Below are 17,279 nucleotides of genomic sequence, written 5' to 3' on the forward strand. Positions count from 1 at the left end.
CTACCTGCGGCGCGCTGCGCTCGCTGCCATCGAGAACCCGGGCACCGTCACGCTGCCGAAGGCCCAGGGCTGACCACCTCTCCCTCCGTGCGGCCAAGGACGGGGCAGCTCCGTGTCGGGACGGGGCACGGCGAGGACTTACGCATCGCTCAAGCCTTGGGCGTGACGGTGCGCACAGTGTATGGATGGCGCCAGCGCTGGCGCGCCTTGGGACTGGAAGGACTGGCCGATGCGCCTCGCTCCGGTCGTCCTGCGCGTGTGGACGCCGAGTACTTGGCGCTGCTGGTGCGCACGGCCGAGACGGATCCACACCAGTTGGGCTTCGCCTTCGCACGCTGGACGCGTGCGCGCCTAGCCGCCTACCTCGAGGAATGCACCGGGCTGCAAGTCAGTGCCTACTGGGTGGGGGAGTTGTTGCGCTGCCACGGCTTCGTCTGGCGCCGCACCCAGCTGACGACGCGCAACCTGCCGGACGAGGCGGAAAAAAGCGCGCGCCGCTCGGCGCCTCCACCGCTTGCAGAAGCAGGCCAGCCGTCCGGGAGCAGACTTCGAGCTGTGGTACGCGGACGGAGTACGCTTCGACCTGCTGCCGGTGACGCGCTCCATGTGGAGGAGGCGGGGCAGCCGCTTGGCGCTGCCCACTCCAGGCACCAACGTTCGAGTGGGCGTGGTGGGCGCCATCCGGTACCCCAACCAGCACCTCCTCTTCACCCACCAACTACGCACCGTCACCGCAGCACTCGTCCCGCCCCTGCTGAAGCAGTTGGTGGCACGCGCCAAGCGCACCGGCAGACGAATCGTGCTCGTCATCGACAACGGACGTCCCTTTTCGGCCCAGCTCGCCCAGACAGCACTTGAAGCGGCGCGGCCGTGGGTGCGCACCTTCGAGTTGCCTCTCTACACCTCCGAGACGCTCAACTGGATTGAGCGCTTCTGGGGAGTGCTCAAGGACACCTACTTCAGCCGCATGCTGACCCAGCAGCGGGAGGCATTCTATGATGATGCCGTCCGCCTCCTGCGCCGTCTTCAGCGACCAGGAGCAGTACGCCGCCTCATGCTGCGTACCCCCCCTGAAAAGACTTAGCCCCGATGACTTAGTACGTGGCCGCTTCATCCCATCCATGCGTACAGCGGTCACGGGTAGTAGATGCGAGCGCTCATGGCACGGTGACTCGAGTAGTTGAGATCGTCCCGGTCGGACCCGGTGAACTGCACGTCGGCGGCATCGCCCTCGTTGTAGGTCACCGTATGGCCATGTGACGAGGTCGCCGCCGCATTGAAGAAGAGGAAGTCGATGCGGGCACCCGAGCCAACCGTCCAATTGTCTTCCAAGCAGCTCCGGCTCCCAGAACAGACCTCGTAGATCGGGTCGTTCCAGTTGTAGTTGAGCGTGCTGGCAATCTGGGAGTTCGCCTGGTTGTACCAGTCCTTGTAACCGTTGCTCCCGTAATCACTCTCGTTGGAGTCGACACCCCAGATGAGCAGGTTGGCGCCGCTGATGGCCCGCATCTTCGTGTCCGTGAGTTGGATGTTCTTCTCGGCGCACCCGGGGTCCGACGCCGGACCCTCCTGATTGGTGGGCCAGTGCGATGAGCCGAGGACCACCTTCTTGTTCGTGATGAGGTCCGTGAAGGCCATGCGCACGCCGATGGACCGCGCCTGGGTGTTCATCACGCACGAGCCGTTCGCGCCCTTGTAGACCTGCCACGTCTCCTTCGTGCCCGAGATGGGCTGCAGGCGCCCGGTGCGATAGATGATGGCGTTGGTCTGGTAATCCTTCGGGGCGCCACAGGGGCTATTCATGGGATCGGGGTTCGCCTCGGCCACGATGGAGGCATACTGCCCGGGCAGGTTGTCCTCGATGAACTGGGCGAGCGTGGCAGCCTGGCCCGCACCGCTCATCTGATGGACGATGAAGACGTCAGGAGAGTACGCCTGGGTCTTCATGTAATAGATGAGGTCCTGCCAGTCCCCAGCGCATTGCTCGCTCGCGGTCGGCAGGTTCTCGTAATTCACGTTGTAGACCATCAAGAAGTCGGTGTTGTTGTTCACCGAGATCGCTTGGGCAAGCGTGCCTGGAGCGTCGGACTCCGCTGGGGCTTGTGCTTCGATGCCTCCACAGCCGACCAGGCAGAGGGAGACCATCACCGAGACCACGTCCTTGAGATTCATGGGAACCTTCGCCGCGACGCGAGCTGAGGAATTCAGGCTCAACCTGAAAGAGGGATCGAACCGGCTCCCATCCCAGAAAAAGCGAGGCGCGCCTGGCTGCCAGGAGAGGAAGCAGACCCAGGCCCACTCCCGTCACATCCGCTGGCTCGCGACTCCCTCTGCCCGAGGTCCATCTCAACGGGAGGAGCCATGAAGCGCATCCTGCTCGCCGTCAATCACAGCTATCTCTTCTTTGGAGCGACGCTGTACGTGGGCGTCCTCTGGGCGCTGCACTTCTTCTGGTACCCGAGCTGGACGAAAATGACGGTGGACATCGTTCAGGACCACTTCATCCTGCCAACGAGCGCCGCCACGCGGTTCTTCACCCTCGTGGTGCCGCTCATGTTCCTGGCCAGCATCATCTTCCTCGTCACGGAGTGGAAGACGCGCTTTCGCTGGACGGCGATCCTCTCGCTGCTGTGCATCAGCGCGGCCACCTATGTGGGCCAGCTCCACATCATTCCCGTCAACAAGATCATCAAGGCCGGTGTGGCGGATCAGTCGCAGCTGACCCCACTCCTCCAGCAGTGGATGGTTCTGAACGACATCCGCTGGGTGCTCCTCACCGTGATGTGGCTGACGCTCATGTATTACTTCATCGCCAAGGGCAACCTGCTGCAGGCCCTCGCTGGGCCACGGCGCCCCGTGTCGGTGCCCACAGAGGCCTCGGGCAAGCTGGCTCATCCGGGAAAGCCCCTGCACGCGGGCTCGCACTCCTAGCGCTCATTCCGGAGGAGGAAGGGAGCCCTCGCGCCCCCTCCCCTCCCCCCGCGTCTGAGTCCTACCAGGGGCAGTTGACGACCTGGACAGTGCGCGTCACGGGCGTGGCGCTGTTGCCGCCTGCATCCGTCACGTTGTAGGTCAAGGTGTAAACACCGACGGCCCAGGCATTCACCTCGCCCGTGCGAGACACCCACGGCGAGATGTTGCCGGAGCACGCATCATTCGCCGTCACGCCCGGCTCGATCCACGGGGTGTTGCACGTATGCACCATGGACGAGGAGCCGAGGAGCGTCAGGGAGGGCGCCGTCGTGTCATCCACGATCACCGTGCGGGTGGCGTTCGCATCCCCCGCAGAGTTCCACGTGGCATACGAGACCGGGTACTCGCCCTCGTAGCTCAGCAGAGGGCCCGGCCCGGAGGAGTCCGCGCCCGTGTTGTACGCATGCACCACCAGCGGGTTGCCGCACCCATCCACCGCCTGAGCACCCGGATCGCTGTACGTCCCACCCTTGACGCACTCCAGCGTCAGCGGCGAGCCGCCGTTGATCGTGAGCACCGGAGGCAGCGACGCACAGGCCTGCGCGCCGAGGATGGGCGGTGTCGTCGTGGTGAAGAAGTTGGCATAGGAGGCGACGTACTCATTCCCCTCCCAGATCGGGTAGGGCCAGGGGACGGCCGCGGGATCCTCCCCGATCGAGTTGCCGGTGAAGGTGCCCGACAGCTGGACGTAAGAGCCCTGGATGGTGAGCGAGCCCAAGGAGACGCCGCCAGGATACCCGGCCCCACCGTTCGGGGGGAGCCACCCGGACGTCAACCCCGCGCCCCTCAGGGTCCCCAGGGTGTTCGGGTCGAGGTTCCGGATGCTGATGCGCCTGAAGTCCCCCATGAACCGGACGGGCTCTCCAAAGGAATACGCCGCCACGATGCCGTCAGCGTTGGATTGGATCGCGACCTCGGGCAGGAGCCTCGAGGTCGTCAGCTCGAGGGACCGAGGCTGCACCGTGCAGCTCGGTACGAGGACGGAGCTTTCGACAGTGATTCTGTAGAACGGCCGGGGGTATGGGATCGGGTCCACGTCTTCGAGAACCTTGATCGAATAAGCACAGCCTCCCCGTGCCGTTTGAGCGACGCTGACGACAGGGAGACTGGCCAGAGCCGAGTTTCCCAGCAGCGCGACCATCCCAAGGACCATTCTTCCAAGCATTTGCATTGTTCAACCTCCCGTGGTGATCCGTCGGGCCTCGAAGCTAGCGCCATGCCAAGTCCCGTGGAAGCCCGCAGCGCACGTGGATGGGAGGGAGCGCCGGCAACTTCTTGCCGGGAGTCCTGGCCCGGCAACACAGAGCGGCAACTTCTTGCCGGAGGGCCTGGCCAGAGGGAATACGCCACGCCTCACGGACAATACGGGCACGACACCGTCGCCTCGAGCGAGTCGTAGACGAGGCAGTTCTGGTCCGCGGCGCTGTTGTTCTTCTGCTGGCATCGGTAGTTCCACACGGACGCGCACTGTGTGTAGACCTGTGCATCGCCGGTAGGCCCTTGGTAGGTGGCCGTGCATGCACCGGAGCCGCCCGAGCTTCCGCCCGAGACGGTGCAGCTGTACGGATCAGTGCCGCTCGAGCAGCTGAGACCGGAACAGGTGGAGCCGCTGCCCATCCACTTGCCCGAGCAGCTGGAGGCACCCGTGCGTTGCTCGCAGAGCACGCGGTTCAGGTTTGAGTCGTAGTAGGCGCATGCGCCGGAGCTCCCGCCGCCGGGCGAAGCCGGTCCGCCCGAAGGCGTTCCCCAGCTCCACTCGGGCGTCCTCGGCTCCGAGAAGGTGTCTTGGGAGGACGTGCCCTCCGAAAATCCGACGTCCGCGCACGTGTCGCCCGAGAAGTAGCCGCAGTAGTCCCAGTCCTCGCACCAGAAGTCGCGGCACTCGCCCTCGGTGTCCTCCGTGCAGAAGTACAGGTTCGAGCCGTGGACGCAGGCGCCCTGCTCGAAGACGCCGCACCCCGACAAGAGGACAGCGCCGATGACCACGAGGGGGAGGAAACGGACGGATGCTGTAGCGGAGACAAGACGAGGTGATTGGACCATGTGGCGGAATGGTACCCATATCGCACGCGGCGATCCCACATGGACTTCGCACCCGAATCGGTGCCGCAGTTCCTCACGAGGAGGTCTGGCGCAACAAGGCCGCGGTTTGCGCCATGTCCTCGGGCATGGGGGCTTCCAGCGCTCTCGCCTCCACTCCCGGAAGGGCCGGCCACTCCAACCGTGCCGCGTGCAGCGGCGTCCTCGCCAGCACCACCGCCTCCCCTGCCCCGCCCAGGTCCTTCTCCGTCAGCGGCTCCTCGCGGCCGTACTGGTGGTCCACCAGCAGCGGGTGCCCCATCTGCAGCAGATGCACGCGGATCTGGTGCGTGCGGCCCGTGAGCGGTTCGGCTTCCACCAGCGAGGCCTTCGCGAAGGTCTCCACCGGGCGCACCCGCGTGCGTGAGGGTTTCCCCTCCTCCCCCGGTCGCGCCACCCGCATCCGGCCCTTGCGCCCGGCCACCAGCGCGGCGTCCACCAATTGGGGCGCCTCTACCCGGCCCTCCACCAGCGCCAGGTAGCGCTTCTTCACCTTGCCCGCCTCGAAGGCCTGCGACAGCGCCCGGTGCCGCTCCGCGTCCAGCGCGAACACCAGCACCCCCGAGGTGTCTCGATCCAGCCGATGCACCACGAAGACCTTCTTGCGCAGCTGCGCCTCCAGCTGCTCCCGCAGGGACGGGCCGCTGCCCTCGCCACGCCCGGGGATGACGAGCACCCCCGCGGGCTTGGCCACCACGAGCAGCCCCGCGCCCTCATGGAGAACGCGGAGCTCCGTCACTCGTACTCCGAGACCGGAACCACCGTGACCGGACCCAGTCCCTTGAGCTGCTTCTTCACCTCGGAGGCCTTGCCCAGCAGCACCATCGTCGGCGCCTGCGGGTACAGGTACTTCGCCGCCACCGTCTTCACCTGCTTCGGTGTCACCGCTCGCAGCCGGTCGCGGAACTGCTCCACCCAGTCATCCCCCAACCCATGCACCCGGATGTCCGCGAGCACCGACGCCACCGACTCGCTCGTCTCCGTGCGCAGCGGGTAGAGGCCCGCAAGGTACGTCTGCGCCGTCTTCAGCTCCCGGGGCGTAATCCCGCCCTTGCGTACCTTGCCCACCTCGCCCAGCGACACGTCGATGATCTCTCGCGTCGAGGCCGTCTTGGTGAAGGTGGAGATGGCGAAGATGCCGCCCGCGCTCATCGTGTCGAAGTAGCTGCCGACGCTGTAGGACAGGCCTCGCTCCACGCGTACGGCGTTCACCAGCCGCGAGGTGAAACCGCCGCCCAGGGCGATGTTCATCGCCGTCGCAGCGAAGTAGTCCGGGTGGCCGATGCGGTAGCCCGGCCCGCCGATGCGCACCTGCGACTGCGACTGGTCCGGCTTGTCGATCAGGAGGATTCGGCCCGCCTGCGCCAGGCGCTCCAACGGCGGTACAGTCAGAAGCTCGAGCTGCTCCGGCTGCGTCCAGCCTCCGAAGGCCTTCTCCGCCTCGGCGGCCACCACCTCCGGCTTTACCGCGCCCACCACCACCAGGAGCGCGCCCTTGGGGCCAATCCGCTCCCGGTGGAAGCGCACCACGTCCTCGCGGGTGAAGGTACGCACGTGCGAGGCCGTGCCCCCCACGTCATGCCCGTACGGGTGGTCTCCCCACAGCTCCTGGGTGAAGGCCCGGTCCGCGATGGTGCTCGGATCGTCCAGATCGTTGGCGAACTGCGCCAGCGAGCGCTCCCGGGCCAGCTCCACCTCCTTCTCGGGGAAGATGGGCTCTCGCACCAACTGCCCCAGCACCGAGAGCATCGCCGGGAAGTGCTCGGCCGGCGTGGTGACGTACAGCGACATCAAGTCCTCGCTCACGCCCGCGGCGAGGCTGGCGCCGACGAACTCGATCGCCTCGTCGATGGCATCCGCGCTCATGCGCTCGGTGCCTCGGCGCAGCAGGCGGACGGTGAAGTCGGCCAGGCCCTGCTTGTCCTTCGGATCCGTGGCGCTGCCAGCGCGCAGCACCAGGCGCATGGCCACCAGCGGCAGCGGGCCGCGCTCGGCGGCCATCACCTGCAGGCCCGTCGACGTCGTCGTCTCGGTGGCGGTGGGGAGCTTCAACGGCCGGGAGGCCGCCGACTTGTCCTTCGTCTTCGGAGTGGCTCGGGAACGGGTGGCCATCATCAATCCTCGGCGCCGTTGGCGGCGGAGTCTGTCTCGGGAACCAGCGTCACCACCGAGCGGCGCTCGGGAGCGAAGTACTTCGCGGCGGTGGCCTTCACCTGCTCGTTGGTGATGCCGGCATAGCGGGACGGCAGCGTCAGCAGCTCCTTCCACGAGCCCAGCAGCGCCTCGTAGTGGCCCAGCGCGTGGGCGCGCCCCGTGTTGGTGCCCAGCTCGCGGAGCTGGTCCGCCCGCAGGTTGTTCTTGGCCTTCTGCAGCTCGCGCTCGTTCAAGCCCTCGCGCGCCATGCGCTCCAGCTCGGTGTACAGCGCCGCCTCCACCTTCTGCGGATCCGAGTCCGGCTTGAGCTCCAGGTAGAAGAGGATCGTCCCTGGGTCAATCCGCCAGCCCCAGTCGAGCATCACCGACACGGCCACCTGCTGCTCGTACACCAGCCCCTTCACCAGCCGGCTCCCCTCCCCCTTGTTCAGCGCGTACTGGATGACGTCCAGCACGAGCGTCTCCTCCTCCGTGGCGCGCGGGCCCCGGAAGCCGATCATCAGCGAGGGCGACTGCGCCGGGTGGCGCACCACCGCGCGCCGCTCGCCCTTCTGCGCCGGCTCCGCGTCGATGACCGGAATCGGCTTGGGCCCCTTGGGGATGTCGCCGTAGTAGCGGCGAATCAAGGCCATCGTCTTCTTCGGGTTGATGTCACCCGAGATGTAGAGCACCGCGTTGCTGGGCGCGTAGTAGGTGCGAAAGTACTCCTCGCAGTCGCGGCGGGAGATGTTCTCGATGTCCGCCATCCACCCGATCACCGGCCAGCGGTACGGGTGCGCCTTGTACACCAGCGTGCCCAGCTCCTCGTCCAGGATGCCGGTGATCTCATTGTCCACGCGGACGCGGCGCTCCTCCTTCACCACCTCGCGCTCGCTGGCCAGCGTGTCATCCGAGATGCGCAGCGAGCGCATCCGGTCCGACTCCAGGTCCAGCACCGTCTCCAGCGCGTCCGACGAGAAGTCGTCGTAGTACACCGTCATGTCATTGGAGGTGTACGCGTTGGACCGGCCGCCGTTGGACTCCAGCACCCGGTCGAACTCCTTGGGGCCGTACTTCTTCGCCCCGTTGAACATCATGTGCTCGAACAGGTGGCTGATCCCCGTGATGCCGGGGCGCTCGTTGCGCGAGCCCACCTGGAAGAAGGTGTAAAGGCTCACCACGGGGGTTTGAGGGTTGGGCAGCAGCCGGATGCGCAGGCCGTTGGACAACTGGGCCTCGTGGACATCCAGCAGGGACTGCAGCGCGGGGTCCGCCTTACGAGCGGGAGGACGCGAAGAAGCCTTGGGCATAGGGCGGCAGCCTATACCCAGCGCCGAGTGGTGGCGCTACAGATCCACCACGCCCGCGCGCAGGGCCAGCACCACCGCCTCCACGTGCGAGTTGACTCCCATCTTCCGGTAGATATGCGACAGATGGGTGCGCACCGTGCGCCGCTCCAGCGTCATCACCTGCCCCACCTCGGCGTTGGACAGCCCCTTGGCCACGTAGCGCAGCACCTCGAACTCGATGGGCGTCAGCGCCCAGGGGTTCTCCTTCTTCTCCGGGGGCCTGGCCTGGATGGACTGGAAGTAGTTCCAGAACCTGCGGGCGATGATGGGCTCGAGCACCGTGCCCCCCTCCATCACCTCCTTGATTCCTGAGCGGATCTTCTCCGGCCCCACCCGCTTCACCAGGTAGCCCGAGGCCCCCGCCTGGATCGCCTCGTACACCTTCTGCTCATCCTCGAAGGACGTGAGGATGAGGATCTCCACCTCGGAGGCCCGGCGCTTGACGCGCTGTGTAACCTGGATGCCGTTGATCCCCGGCAGCTCCAGATCCAACAGGACGATCTGTGGCCGGACCCGGACGATGTCCTCCACGGCCTCCTCCCCGTCCTGGGAGGTGCCCACCACCTCGAGTTCCTCGTACGTCGCCAGCACCTTCACCAGGTTCTTGAGGAGGTTGGGCTGATCCTCGACGACATAGACGCGCGTCCGGTCCATGTTCAGCGCCTCGGAGTGGAGTCGAACTTCTGCTCGATGGTGTGGTTCTTCCCGCGCTCGAAGCGCGCCTCGAACTCCACGCGCTCCTTCGTCCCCACGGCCTCCAGGACGATGTGCCGGGTGCCCGGCTTCACCGGGTACTTCACCAGCGGCGTGCGCCGGCTCAACACCGTGCCATCGATGATGACCCGCGCGGGCACGTTGCTGCGCAGCGTCAGGAACGCGGAGTTCGGATCCGGCCGGGGCTCGTCCACGGGCTCTTTCCGAGGGGAGACCTCGGGGGGCGCGGGCTTGGGCTCTGGCGGCTTGGGCGAGGCCACGTACTGGTTCACCGCCCCGGTGATGGCATCCGCGCGGGGATCCGGCTTCGGGGCAGGCGCCGGAGGCTTGGTGGCGCCGAGCTGCCAGATCGCCAGGGCGAAGGCGATCACCCCCACCAGGAAGATTCCGCTGGCGAGGCCCAGGGCGCTGCGCTTGCGCTGCTCCATGGCGCGCAGGTCCCGCTCCTCGGTGAACAGGCGCTTCCCGGAGATCCCAATGCGAATGGAGGCATCCGTCGGCGGCGGCATCGGGATCTCCTTCCGCTCCCGAGGGACGTAGCCCTGAGCGGGCGGCTCCTTGGAGGGGGCCGTGCGCACCAGGGAAGGCGGAGGGCGGGCGGAGGGTGGCGGTGCCGCGGGGGGAGGCGCCGCACGGGCCGCCGGTGCCGCCTTGGGCGGAGAAGCGGCGGGCTCCTGGAGCTCCTCGGCGACGTGCGTCTTCTCCTCGGAGAGATCATCGACCCACTTGAGGCGGGGGTTGCGGCCGACGAAGGTGCCCTCCTTGACTCCGGGGGTGCCCATCATCAGACCCGCCGGCTTCTTCGCCTTGGGCGGCGCGGCTCCCGGGGGGGCCTCCCAAGCCTGCTCCAGCGGCCCCACGCTGCTCGGGGACGTGTCCTCCGCGACGGCCACGGGCTCCGGCTGGCCGGCGCGGGTGGCCTCCAGGGGCGCGTAGGCCTCCGGCTTGTACTCCTCGAAGATGGGGGCGGCTTCCTGCGTCTCCGCGGCGAACTCCTCCTCGCTCACGGAGCGGCTGAAGGAGGGCCGCACCACCACGGACACCTCGGGGATCTCGGCGTGCAGGTGGGCGATCTCGGCGCCGGTGACGGCGGTGAGCTTGAAGGGCTCGGTGAACGCCGGGGGCCCGAGCGTGGAGAAATTCACCTCGTTGGGCACGAGCTCGCGGACGAAGCGGCGCAGATCCTCCGTGTTCGGCATGCCCCCGTTGGCGGCGAAGAAGTTCCGCAGCGCCCCGGAGAACTCTCCCGCCGAGCGGAAGCGCCGGTTGGGGTGGGGATCCAGCGCTCGCAGGATGAGCGGATCCAGCCGCGCGTTGATGCGGCGATCGATGCGGCTGGGAGGCGGCAGCCCGCCGCTGCGGGTGCTCACGTTTCCGGTGACGATGGCCTCGCGCAGGGTGAGCAGCTCGTAGGCGATCGAGCCCAGGGAGTAGATGTCCGACTGGACCGTGGGCTCCTCGCCGCGGGTCACCTCGGGGGCGCGGTAGGCGCTGCGGCCCCGGGTGGCGAAGGTGCGCTTGAGCTCGGGCACCGCCATCAGGGCCTTGAGCGCGCCGAAGTCGCAGATGGCCGGCTGCCCGTCCCGCGACAGCAGCAGGTTGCCCGGGGTGATGGCGCCGTGGACGATCTCCGCCTCGTGCGCCTTCTGCACCGTCTCCAGGAGCTGGATGACGAGGTAGAGCGCGATGGGCGACGGGAGCAGCACCTCCTTGGTGTTGAGCCGCTGGAGCGCCGTGCCCAGGGTGTAGCCGTCCACGTGCTCGCGCACCACCGCGAGCCGCTCCTTCACGAAGCCCAGGTCCACGTAGTGGACGATGCCGGTGTGGCTCAGCGGGTTGAGCACCCGCGAGGTCTCCGCCAGCACCCGCGCGTAGCCCGGATCCGAGGTCTTCGGGTGGAAGAGCTTCACCACCACTTCGCCACCGGAGTCCTGCGTGGCCTTGTACAGGTCCGCCAGCTCGCCGGCTTCGATCCGCCCTGTCAGGCGGTAGGAGGTGTTCATCCCTTCCTCGCCCTGCGCCGGACGGCGGAGAAGTGGAACCCGCACCAGACGCACGTCTCGCGCTTGCGGCCGCGCGGCAGCTCCAGGGTGCAGCCAGGGCAACGGGGCCGGGGCCGCTCCTGCCGGGCCGGGGCCGCGGCCTGAGCGTGCCGGGCGCTGGTGGCCGGCTGGGCCCTCAGGGAGGATGACACGGCGCGGCGCACGTGCTGCTCCAGCCGACGCACCCGGTCTTCCAGGGCTTCGATTCGGGCGGACAGCCGCGCGTGGATCTCGGCGTCCGAGGGCTGGCGTCTGGCTGGCGACCGCATTCGCACCCCAGAGCGTGCCACGCTCCCTCGGATACCCGCAAGGAGGACAGAGGGACTGGGGTGCCAGCTCGATGAGCGCGTGTTATGTCTGAGGATCGCTTGGCTCCGACCGTCCCCAAGAACAGCCCCATCCCCGGAGGGCCCGCCCCGGACCCCCTCCATGGCAGTTTTCGCTCCGTCCTGGACCGCGCGCACGCAGAGCAAGCGGCTCAGCGCGCCCAGCACCTCATCACCGATGAGACGCTCGCCCGCCTGCTCACCGCGCCCCGGGAGCGTCACGAGGTGCCCCGGGCGCGGGACGTGTTCGTCAACCGCAACCTGCGCATGGCCTCCGTCGAGCTGATCGGCTTCGACATGGACTACACGCTGGCCATCTACCACATGCGCCGGCTCGAGCAGCTCTCGTTCGACATGACGCTGGCCAAGCTGGTGGGCGAGTACGGCTACCCGCCGGTGATTGGCCACCTGCTCTACGACCACCACTTCGTGATGCGCGGGCTGGCGGTGGATCGGCTCACCGGCAACATCCTGAAGATGGACCGCTTCGGGCACGTGGGGCGGGTGTGGCACGGGCTGCGGCCGGTGAAGACCGAGGTGCGGCGCGAGCTGTACCGCAACAAGCGCGTGCGCCCGAGCGACCCGCGCTTCGCGTGGAACGACACCCTGTTCGCGCTGCCGGAGACGTGCCTGTACGCGGGCGTCATCGAGCTCTTGGAGTCGCTGGGCCAGCGGGTGGACTACGGCAAGCTGTACGACGACATCCGCGAGGCCATCGACACGGTCCACCGGGACAACTCGCTCAAGCGCGAGGTGCGCAAGGAGCTCAGCCGCTACGTCTTCTTGGATCCGGAGCTGGGGCCGGCGCTGCACAAGCTGCGCTCGGGGCACAAGCGGCTGTTCCTGCTGACGAACTCGGCGTGGGACTACACCGACGCGCTCATGCGCTACCTGCTGGACGGGCAGCTGGCGGAGTACCCGAGCTGGCGCAACTACTTCGACTTCATCGTCACGGCGGCGGGCAAGCCGGGCTTCTTCACGCAGCAGCGCCCGTTCCTGGAGCTGGACACCTCCACCGAGGAGGGCCGCGTGGTGGGCGAGGCCAAGAGCCTGGAGCGCGGCAAGGTGTACTCGGGCGGCAACCTGGTCCAGTTCGAGGAGTTCACCCAGTTCCGGGGCGAGAACGTCCTCTACGTGGGCGATCACATCTACGGTGACATCCTCAAGTCGAAGAAGTCCTCGCTGTGGCGCACGTGCATGGTGGTGCAGGAGATCGAGGACGAGATCACCTACACCGACTCGCGGCGAGAGGAGATCTCCCGGCTCTCGGAAGTGGAGCTCACCCGCGCGCGGCTGGATGACGAGGTGAACTTCATCAAGACGTCGCTCAACAGCGTGGAGCGGCGAATGGAGCGCGCCGAGCCGGGGAGCGCCGAGCGGGCGCGGCTCGAGGAGGAGCGCAAGCAGCTCAAGCTGGAGCTGGACACGGTGCGCAAGGCGCTCAAGGAGTCGATGGAGATCGCCGACACGCTGGAGCAGGACGTGGAGGAGGGCTTCAACCCGTACTGGGGGCTGCTGTTCAAGGAGGGCAACGAGAACAGCCGCTTCGGCTACCAGGTGGAGCAGTACGCGTGCCTCTACACGAGCCGCGTCTCCAACTTCCTGCACTACTCGCCGATGCAGTACTACCGCTCGCCCCGCGACCTCATGCCGCACGAGCAGGCCGGCGCGCTGTCCGGAAAGCTCTCTCCGCTCGGCAGCGAAGGCCCGCCGAAGGGCTCGGGCAAGGAGTGAAGCGCCGCTGTCCTCCAACGTAGGTGTCACTCCCCTTCTCTCGGGAAGATCCCGAAAAACCCGCTCGACTCAAGTCACTCTGGACTCTGGGTCGGCGGGCCAAGGCCCCGAAAGCGGAGGAAGCGACATGGTGCAGAGACAGTGCGTCCCTGACCGTACGGGTGGAATGGGAAACGGTCGCAAGCGGCTGCTGGCGGCGCTGGTGGCGCTGGCGGTGAGCGGTGGGTGCAGCGCCACGGGCTCGGAGGACGAGCGCAGCGGGCGGAACACGGGGAACCTGGGGGATGCGGACTGCGAGGTCATCCCACCCTTCACCCCCAACTTCGAGCCGGAGCTGGCCTGGGAGTGGACCGGGAGCGCGCTGGCCCCCGAGTTCAAGCAGGTGATCATGACGCCCATCGTCGTGGAGGTGAACGGCGACGGCATCCCCGACATCGTCTTCAGCACCTTCGCCGGCAACGAGTTGAACGACGGCGTGCTGCGCGCCATCAGCGGCGATGACGGGCACGACTTGTGGGCGGTGACGAATCCCTCCCACAGCGTCAAGGCCGGCGCGAGCATCGCCGCGGGCGACATCGACGGTGACGGGCTGGTGGAGATCTGTGGCATCCCCTTCAACGGGCGCGGAATCATCTGTTACGAGAACGACGGCACCTTCAAGTTCCGCTCGGCCGAGGACGCCTACGACTACAACGAGTGGGGCGGCCCCTCGCTGGCGGACCTCGATGGTGATGGCACCGTGGAGATCCTCGACGGCAACCGCGTCTACAGCAACACGGGCGCGCTGAAGTGGGTGGGCTCCGACGGCATGGGCGGCGCCCAGTACACCGGCCCCGTCTCCTTCGGCGCCGACATCGACCAGGACGGCACGCAGGAACTCGTCAACGGTCGCTCCATCTACAAGGCGGACGGCACGCTGCTGTGCGCCAACACGGACATCCCCCATGGCACGGCCGCCGTGGGCAACTTCGACGGCGACACCCAGGGGGAGATCGTCGTGGCGGGCAACGGCAAGGTGAGCCTGCTGGATGACAACTGCGCCCTGAAGTGGACTGCCACCATCCCCGGCGGCTGCGCGGATGGCTGCGGCGGCGCGCCCATCCTCGCGGACGTGGACAGCGACGGTCTGCCCGAGGTCGCCGTGAGCGGCGACAGGGCGTTCAGCGTCTTCGATACCAACGGCACGCTCAAGTGGACGAGCACCATCCAGGACTGGAGCTCGGGCAAGGCCAGCGCCGCCGTCTTCGACTTCGAGGATGACGGCCAGGTCGAGCTGGTGTTCGCCGACGAGGTGTCGCTGCGCATCTACAACGGCGCCACCGGCCAGGTGCGCTTCGAGACGCGCCACAGCTCGGCCACCACGCACGAAAACCCGGTCATCGCCGATGTGGACGGCGATTTCGCCGCCGACCTCGTGGTGGCCACCAACAACACCGCCTATCCGCCCTACAACGGCATCCGCGTGTACCACGACCGGCTCGAGGGCTGGGCGCGCACCCGCCGCATCTGGAACCAGTCGGCCTACTCCATCACCAACGTCAACAACGACGGCTCCATCCCCGCCCACCCCGTGAGCCACTGGCTGCGGCCCAAGCTCAACAGCTTCCACGGCAACGCGGCCAACTACCTGGGCGAGGGCGACAACCCCTATGCCGCCGTCGATCTCATCGCCGCCAACGTGACGGCCTCGTGCGGTGACGGGGAGTTCAGCGGCGTGCTGCAGCTCAGCGCCCAGGTGACGAACCAGGGCGGCGTCGGCGTGGCCGCGGGCGTGAAGGTGTCCTTCTATCGTGGCAACCCGGCCTCGGGCGGCACCCTGCTCGGCACCGCCACCCTCGCCGAGGCGATCCCCGCCAACGGCAGCGTCCTGGCTTCGCTCACCCTGGGCACGGTCCCCGCCGGGTCGGCCGAGGTCTTCGTCGTGGTGGATGACAATGGCTCGGGCACCGGCCGCGAGACCGAGTGCCGCGAGGACAACAACACCGCCTCCGCCACGGTGGATCTCACCTGCTCACCGGCCAATGTGCCGCCGGTGGCGCTCTGCCAGAACGTCACGGTCAACGCCGATGCCCAGTGCCAGGCCAGCGCCAGCGTGGACAACGGCAGCCACGATCCCGACCAGCAGCCCGGGCCGTTCTCCGTCTCCCAGTCGCCCAACGGGCCCTTCGGCCTGGGCAGCCACAACGTCACGCTGACGGCCAACGACGGCGCCGATTCCGCGCAGTGCGTGGGCACCGTCACCGTGGTGGACACCACGAAGCCCGCCGTGAGCTGCCCTCCCGCACGCGTCATCAACACCTGCGCCGCGGCGGGGAGCCCGGTCCACTACGAGACGCCCTCCAGCGACAACTGCGGCGAGGCGCCCGTCTCCTGCTCGCACCCCTCGGGCTCCACGTTCCCGCCGGGCACCACGGCGGTCTCCTGCTCCGCCACGGATGGCTCCGGCAACGCGTCCACCTGCGGGTTCGACGTGACGGTGGTCGGCGACACCACGCCCCCCACCATCACCTGCCCCGTCTCCCTGGATGCCCGCATCCGCCTGGGAGAGATCGGCCTCGTCCTCGACTTCACGGCCAGCGCCACGGATGACTGCGGCACCCCGCAGATGCGGTGCATTCCTCCTCCGGGCTCGCTCTTCCTGCTGGGGCTCACGCCGGTGGCCTGCACCGCGACGGACGCCGCTGGCAACTCGGCCTCGTGCCACTTCGGCATCCGGGTGAGCGTCGACCTCTCGCTGCCGTAGCTAGAGGCCTTCGTAGAGGAAGTGGCTGACCGAGAGCGTCACCTCGTCCAGCGAGTACACCTGATGGAACCAGCCGGGCGGCTGGATGAACAGCTCGCCCGGCTCCAGGACCGCCTCCACCGGGTGCGCCTCGGCGAACCTCGGGAAGTGCTGGAGATCCACCGCATGCGGCGCCACCCAGCAGGCCTGGTAGTTCAGGAACGCGGCCCGGGGATAGACGCACGGCGCCTCATGCGGCGCGAACAGCGTGAGGCGCTTGCGGCCATACACCTGCTGGAGGAACCCCGTGCCGAGATCGCGATGGATCGGCGTCACCGGCTCGCTCGGGTTCTTCCCCGCTCCGAACCAGATCTGCGGAGGGTGGACCTGGTCCGCGAAGTACGCCGGCGGAAAATGAGGCACCAGATCCTCGGGCAGATCCGTCCCCAACGTGTAGAGCGGGCCCCCGCTCTTCTGGGAGATCCGCTCCAGGAGTGCGGCCAGCGAGACTGGCTCGGGCGCTCCGGGCAGCGCGAGCCGAGCCTGTCCGAACGTCTTCCCGAACTCCGCGATCGTCATGCCCACCAGGCGCGTGGGCTCCAGGCCCGTCACGATGAACGGGATGCCGGCACGGATCCGCTCCAGCACCTCGGCTTCGGACGGAGCCGCGAGCCGCTCCAACCGCTCGATCGTCCGCGTCCGCCGCCGCGAGGTCTCCTCGGCCCTCGCGAGCACCCCGAGTGCCCAGGCCGAGGGCCGCTGCCAGCTGTGCACCACCTGGAGGTAGAGCTCGTTCTCGCCCTCCGCCTTCAGCGCCTCGGCCAGCCGCGGGTCTCGAAAGTCGATCTGCCCCCCCAGCGACGTGATGGCCTCGAGCGCCGAGGCCTGGAGCGTCAACGCCGCATTCGCCCCCTCGGCGGCCCCCGGCGTGAACCGGATCTGGCCCGGTTCGAGGTGGGCGGAGAAGTCCAGGCGCGCGTCATGGGGGAAGCGGAAGGCGCAGACGCCTCGGTGGGTGTGGTGGCGCTCGAACCCTCCTCGGATCAACTCCTGCAGTGCGAGGACCTGTTCCGGGAAGCCCGTGGCTGGCTGGGCAAGCATGTCGATGCCTCGTGGCTGGGGCCTTCACCTTCACACACCCCGTCGGACCCTGACAAACGCCACTCCGACAGGGGGTGCATGACGCACCCAGTCACACAACTCCCCA

Annotated in this window: 14 protein-coding genes and 1 pseudogene; 5 read left to right on the forward strand and 10 right to left on the reverse strand. The window is 67.8% G+C overall.

Annotated features, from left to right (window positions below; genetic code table 11):
* Nucleotides 1–87 precede the first annotated feature (87 nt).
* Together SYV04_RS43820 and SYV04_RS33985 are read left to right on the forward strand one after the other, a co-directional pair.
* Nucleotides 88–438: pseudogene (locus tag SYV04_RS43820) on the forward strand (helix-turn-helix domain-containing protein); the annotation flags it as partial.
* 76 nt (nt 439–514) lie between these two features.
* Nucleotides 515–1,084, forward strand: coding sequence for a transposase (locus SYV04_RS33985; RefSeq protein ID WP_321550167.1), 570 nt, complete (start codon nt 515–517; stop codon nt 1,082–1,084).
* Between the two features lie 50 nt (nt 1,085–1,134).
* On the opposite strand, the gene SYV04_RS33990 is transcribed toward SYV04_RS33985, so the two are convergent.
* On the reverse strand, nt 1,135–2,172 hold the full coding sequence (locus SYV04_RS33990) for a hypothetical protein (RefSeq protein WP_321550168.1): 1,038 nt from the start codon (nt 2,170–2,172) through the stop codon (nt 1,135–1,137).
* A 189-nt stretch (nt 2,173–2,361) separates the two neighbouring features.
* Between SYV04_RS33990 and SYV04_RS33995 the strand changes: the two genes are divergently transcribed.
* Entirely contained in the window at nt 2,362–2,931 is a 570-nt protein-coding gene (locus SYV04_RS33995) for a hypothetical protein (protein ID WP_321550169.1), read from the forward strand.
* A 61-nt stretch (nt 2,932–2,992) separates the two neighbouring features.
* Here the strand turns inward: SYV04_RS33995 and SYV04_RS34000 are convergent, their stop codons facing one another.
* The 8 genes from SYV04_RS34000 to SYV04_RS34035 form a co-directional block, all read right to left on the reverse strand.
* Entirely contained in the window at nt 2,993–3,934 is a 942-nt protein-coding gene (locus SYV04_RS34000) for a DUF5011 domain-containing protein (protein WP_321550170.1), read from the reverse strand.
* A gap of 392 nt (nt 3,935–4,326) precedes the next feature.
* On the reverse strand, nt 4,327–4,938 hold the full coding sequence (locus SYV04_RS34005) for a hypothetical protein (protein ID WP_321550171.1): 612 nt from the start codon (nt 4,936–4,938) through the stop codon (nt 4,327–4,329).
* Nucleotides 4,939–5,089: 151 nt separating this feature from the next.
* Nucleotides 5,090–5,791, reverse strand: coding sequence for an RluA family pseudouridine synthase (locus SYV04_RS34010; protein ID WP_321550172.1), 702 nt, complete (start codon nt 5,789–5,791; stop codon nt 5,090–5,092).
* Entirely contained in the window at nt 5,788–7,164 is a 1,377-nt protein-coding gene (locus SYV04_RS34015) for a M16 family metallopeptidase (protein WP_321550173.1), read from the reverse strand. Before SYV04_RS34015 ends, SYV04_RS34010 begins: the two co-directional genes overlap by 4 nt.
* Nucleotides 7,165–7,166: 2 nt before the next feature.
* Complete coding sequence (locus tag SYV04_RS34020; RefSeq protein WP_321550174.1) at nt 7,167–8,495, reverse strand: M16 family metallopeptidase; 1,329 nt, start codon at nt 8,493–8,495, stop codon at nt 7,167–7,169.
* Between the two features lie 36 nt (nt 8,496–8,531).
* Nucleotides 8,532–9,188 (reverse strand): response regulator transcription factor, encoded by a 657-nt coding sequence (locus SYV04_RS34025; protein ID WP_321550175.1) that lies wholly within the window; start codon nt 9,186–9,188, stop codon nt 8,532–8,534.
* A gap of 2 nt (nt 9,189–9,190) precedes the next feature.
* Nucleotides 9,191–11,251, reverse strand: a complete 2,061-nt coding sequence (locus SYV04_RS34030) for a serine/threonine-protein kinase (protein WP_321550176.1) — start codon at nt 11,249–11,251, stop codon at nt 9,191–9,193.
* The gene (locus SYV04_RS34035) at nt 11,248–11,559 is read right to left on the reverse strand and encodes a hypothetical protein (protein WP_321550177.1); all 312 of its coding nucleotides are present in this window, start codon (nt 11,557–11,559) and stop codon (nt 11,248–11,250) included. The genes SYV04_RS34030 and SYV04_RS34035 overlap by 4 nt, the downstream gene beginning before the upstream one ends.
* A gap of 84 nt (nt 11,560–11,643) precedes the next feature.
* Between SYV04_RS34035 and SYV04_RS34040 the strand changes: the two genes are divergently transcribed.
* Both SYV04_RS34040 and SYV04_RS34045 read left to right on the forward strand, forming a co-directional pair.
* Nucleotides 11,644–13,350, forward strand: a complete 1,707-nt coding sequence (locus SYV04_RS34040) for an HAD-IG family 5'-nucleotidase (protein ID WP_321550178.1) — start codon at nt 11,644–11,646, stop codon at nt 13,348–13,350.
* A 166-nt stretch (nt 13,351–13,516) separates the two neighbouring features.
* Nucleotides 13,517–16,093 carry an HYR domain-containing protein gene (locus SYV04_RS34045; RefSeq protein WP_321550179.1) on the forward strand — a complete coding sequence of 859 codons (2,577 nt, stop codon included), beginning with the start codon at nt 13,517–13,519 and terminating at the stop codon, nt 16,091–16,093.
* Here SYV04_RS34045 and SYV04_RS34050 read toward each other — a convergent pair whose 3' ends face one another.
* Nucleotides 16,094–17,173, reverse strand: coding sequence for a cupin-like domain-containing protein (locus SYV04_RS34050; protein ID WP_321550180.1), 1,080 nt, complete (start codon nt 17,171–17,173; stop codon nt 16,094–16,096).
* Nucleotides 17,174–17,279 lie beyond the last annotated feature (106 nt).

The sequence above is a fragment of the Hyalangium ruber genome, assembly GCF_034259325.1.
Classification (GTDB): Bacteria; Myxococcota; Myxococcia; order Myxococcales; family Myxococcaceae; genus Hyalangium_A; species Hyalangium_A rubrum.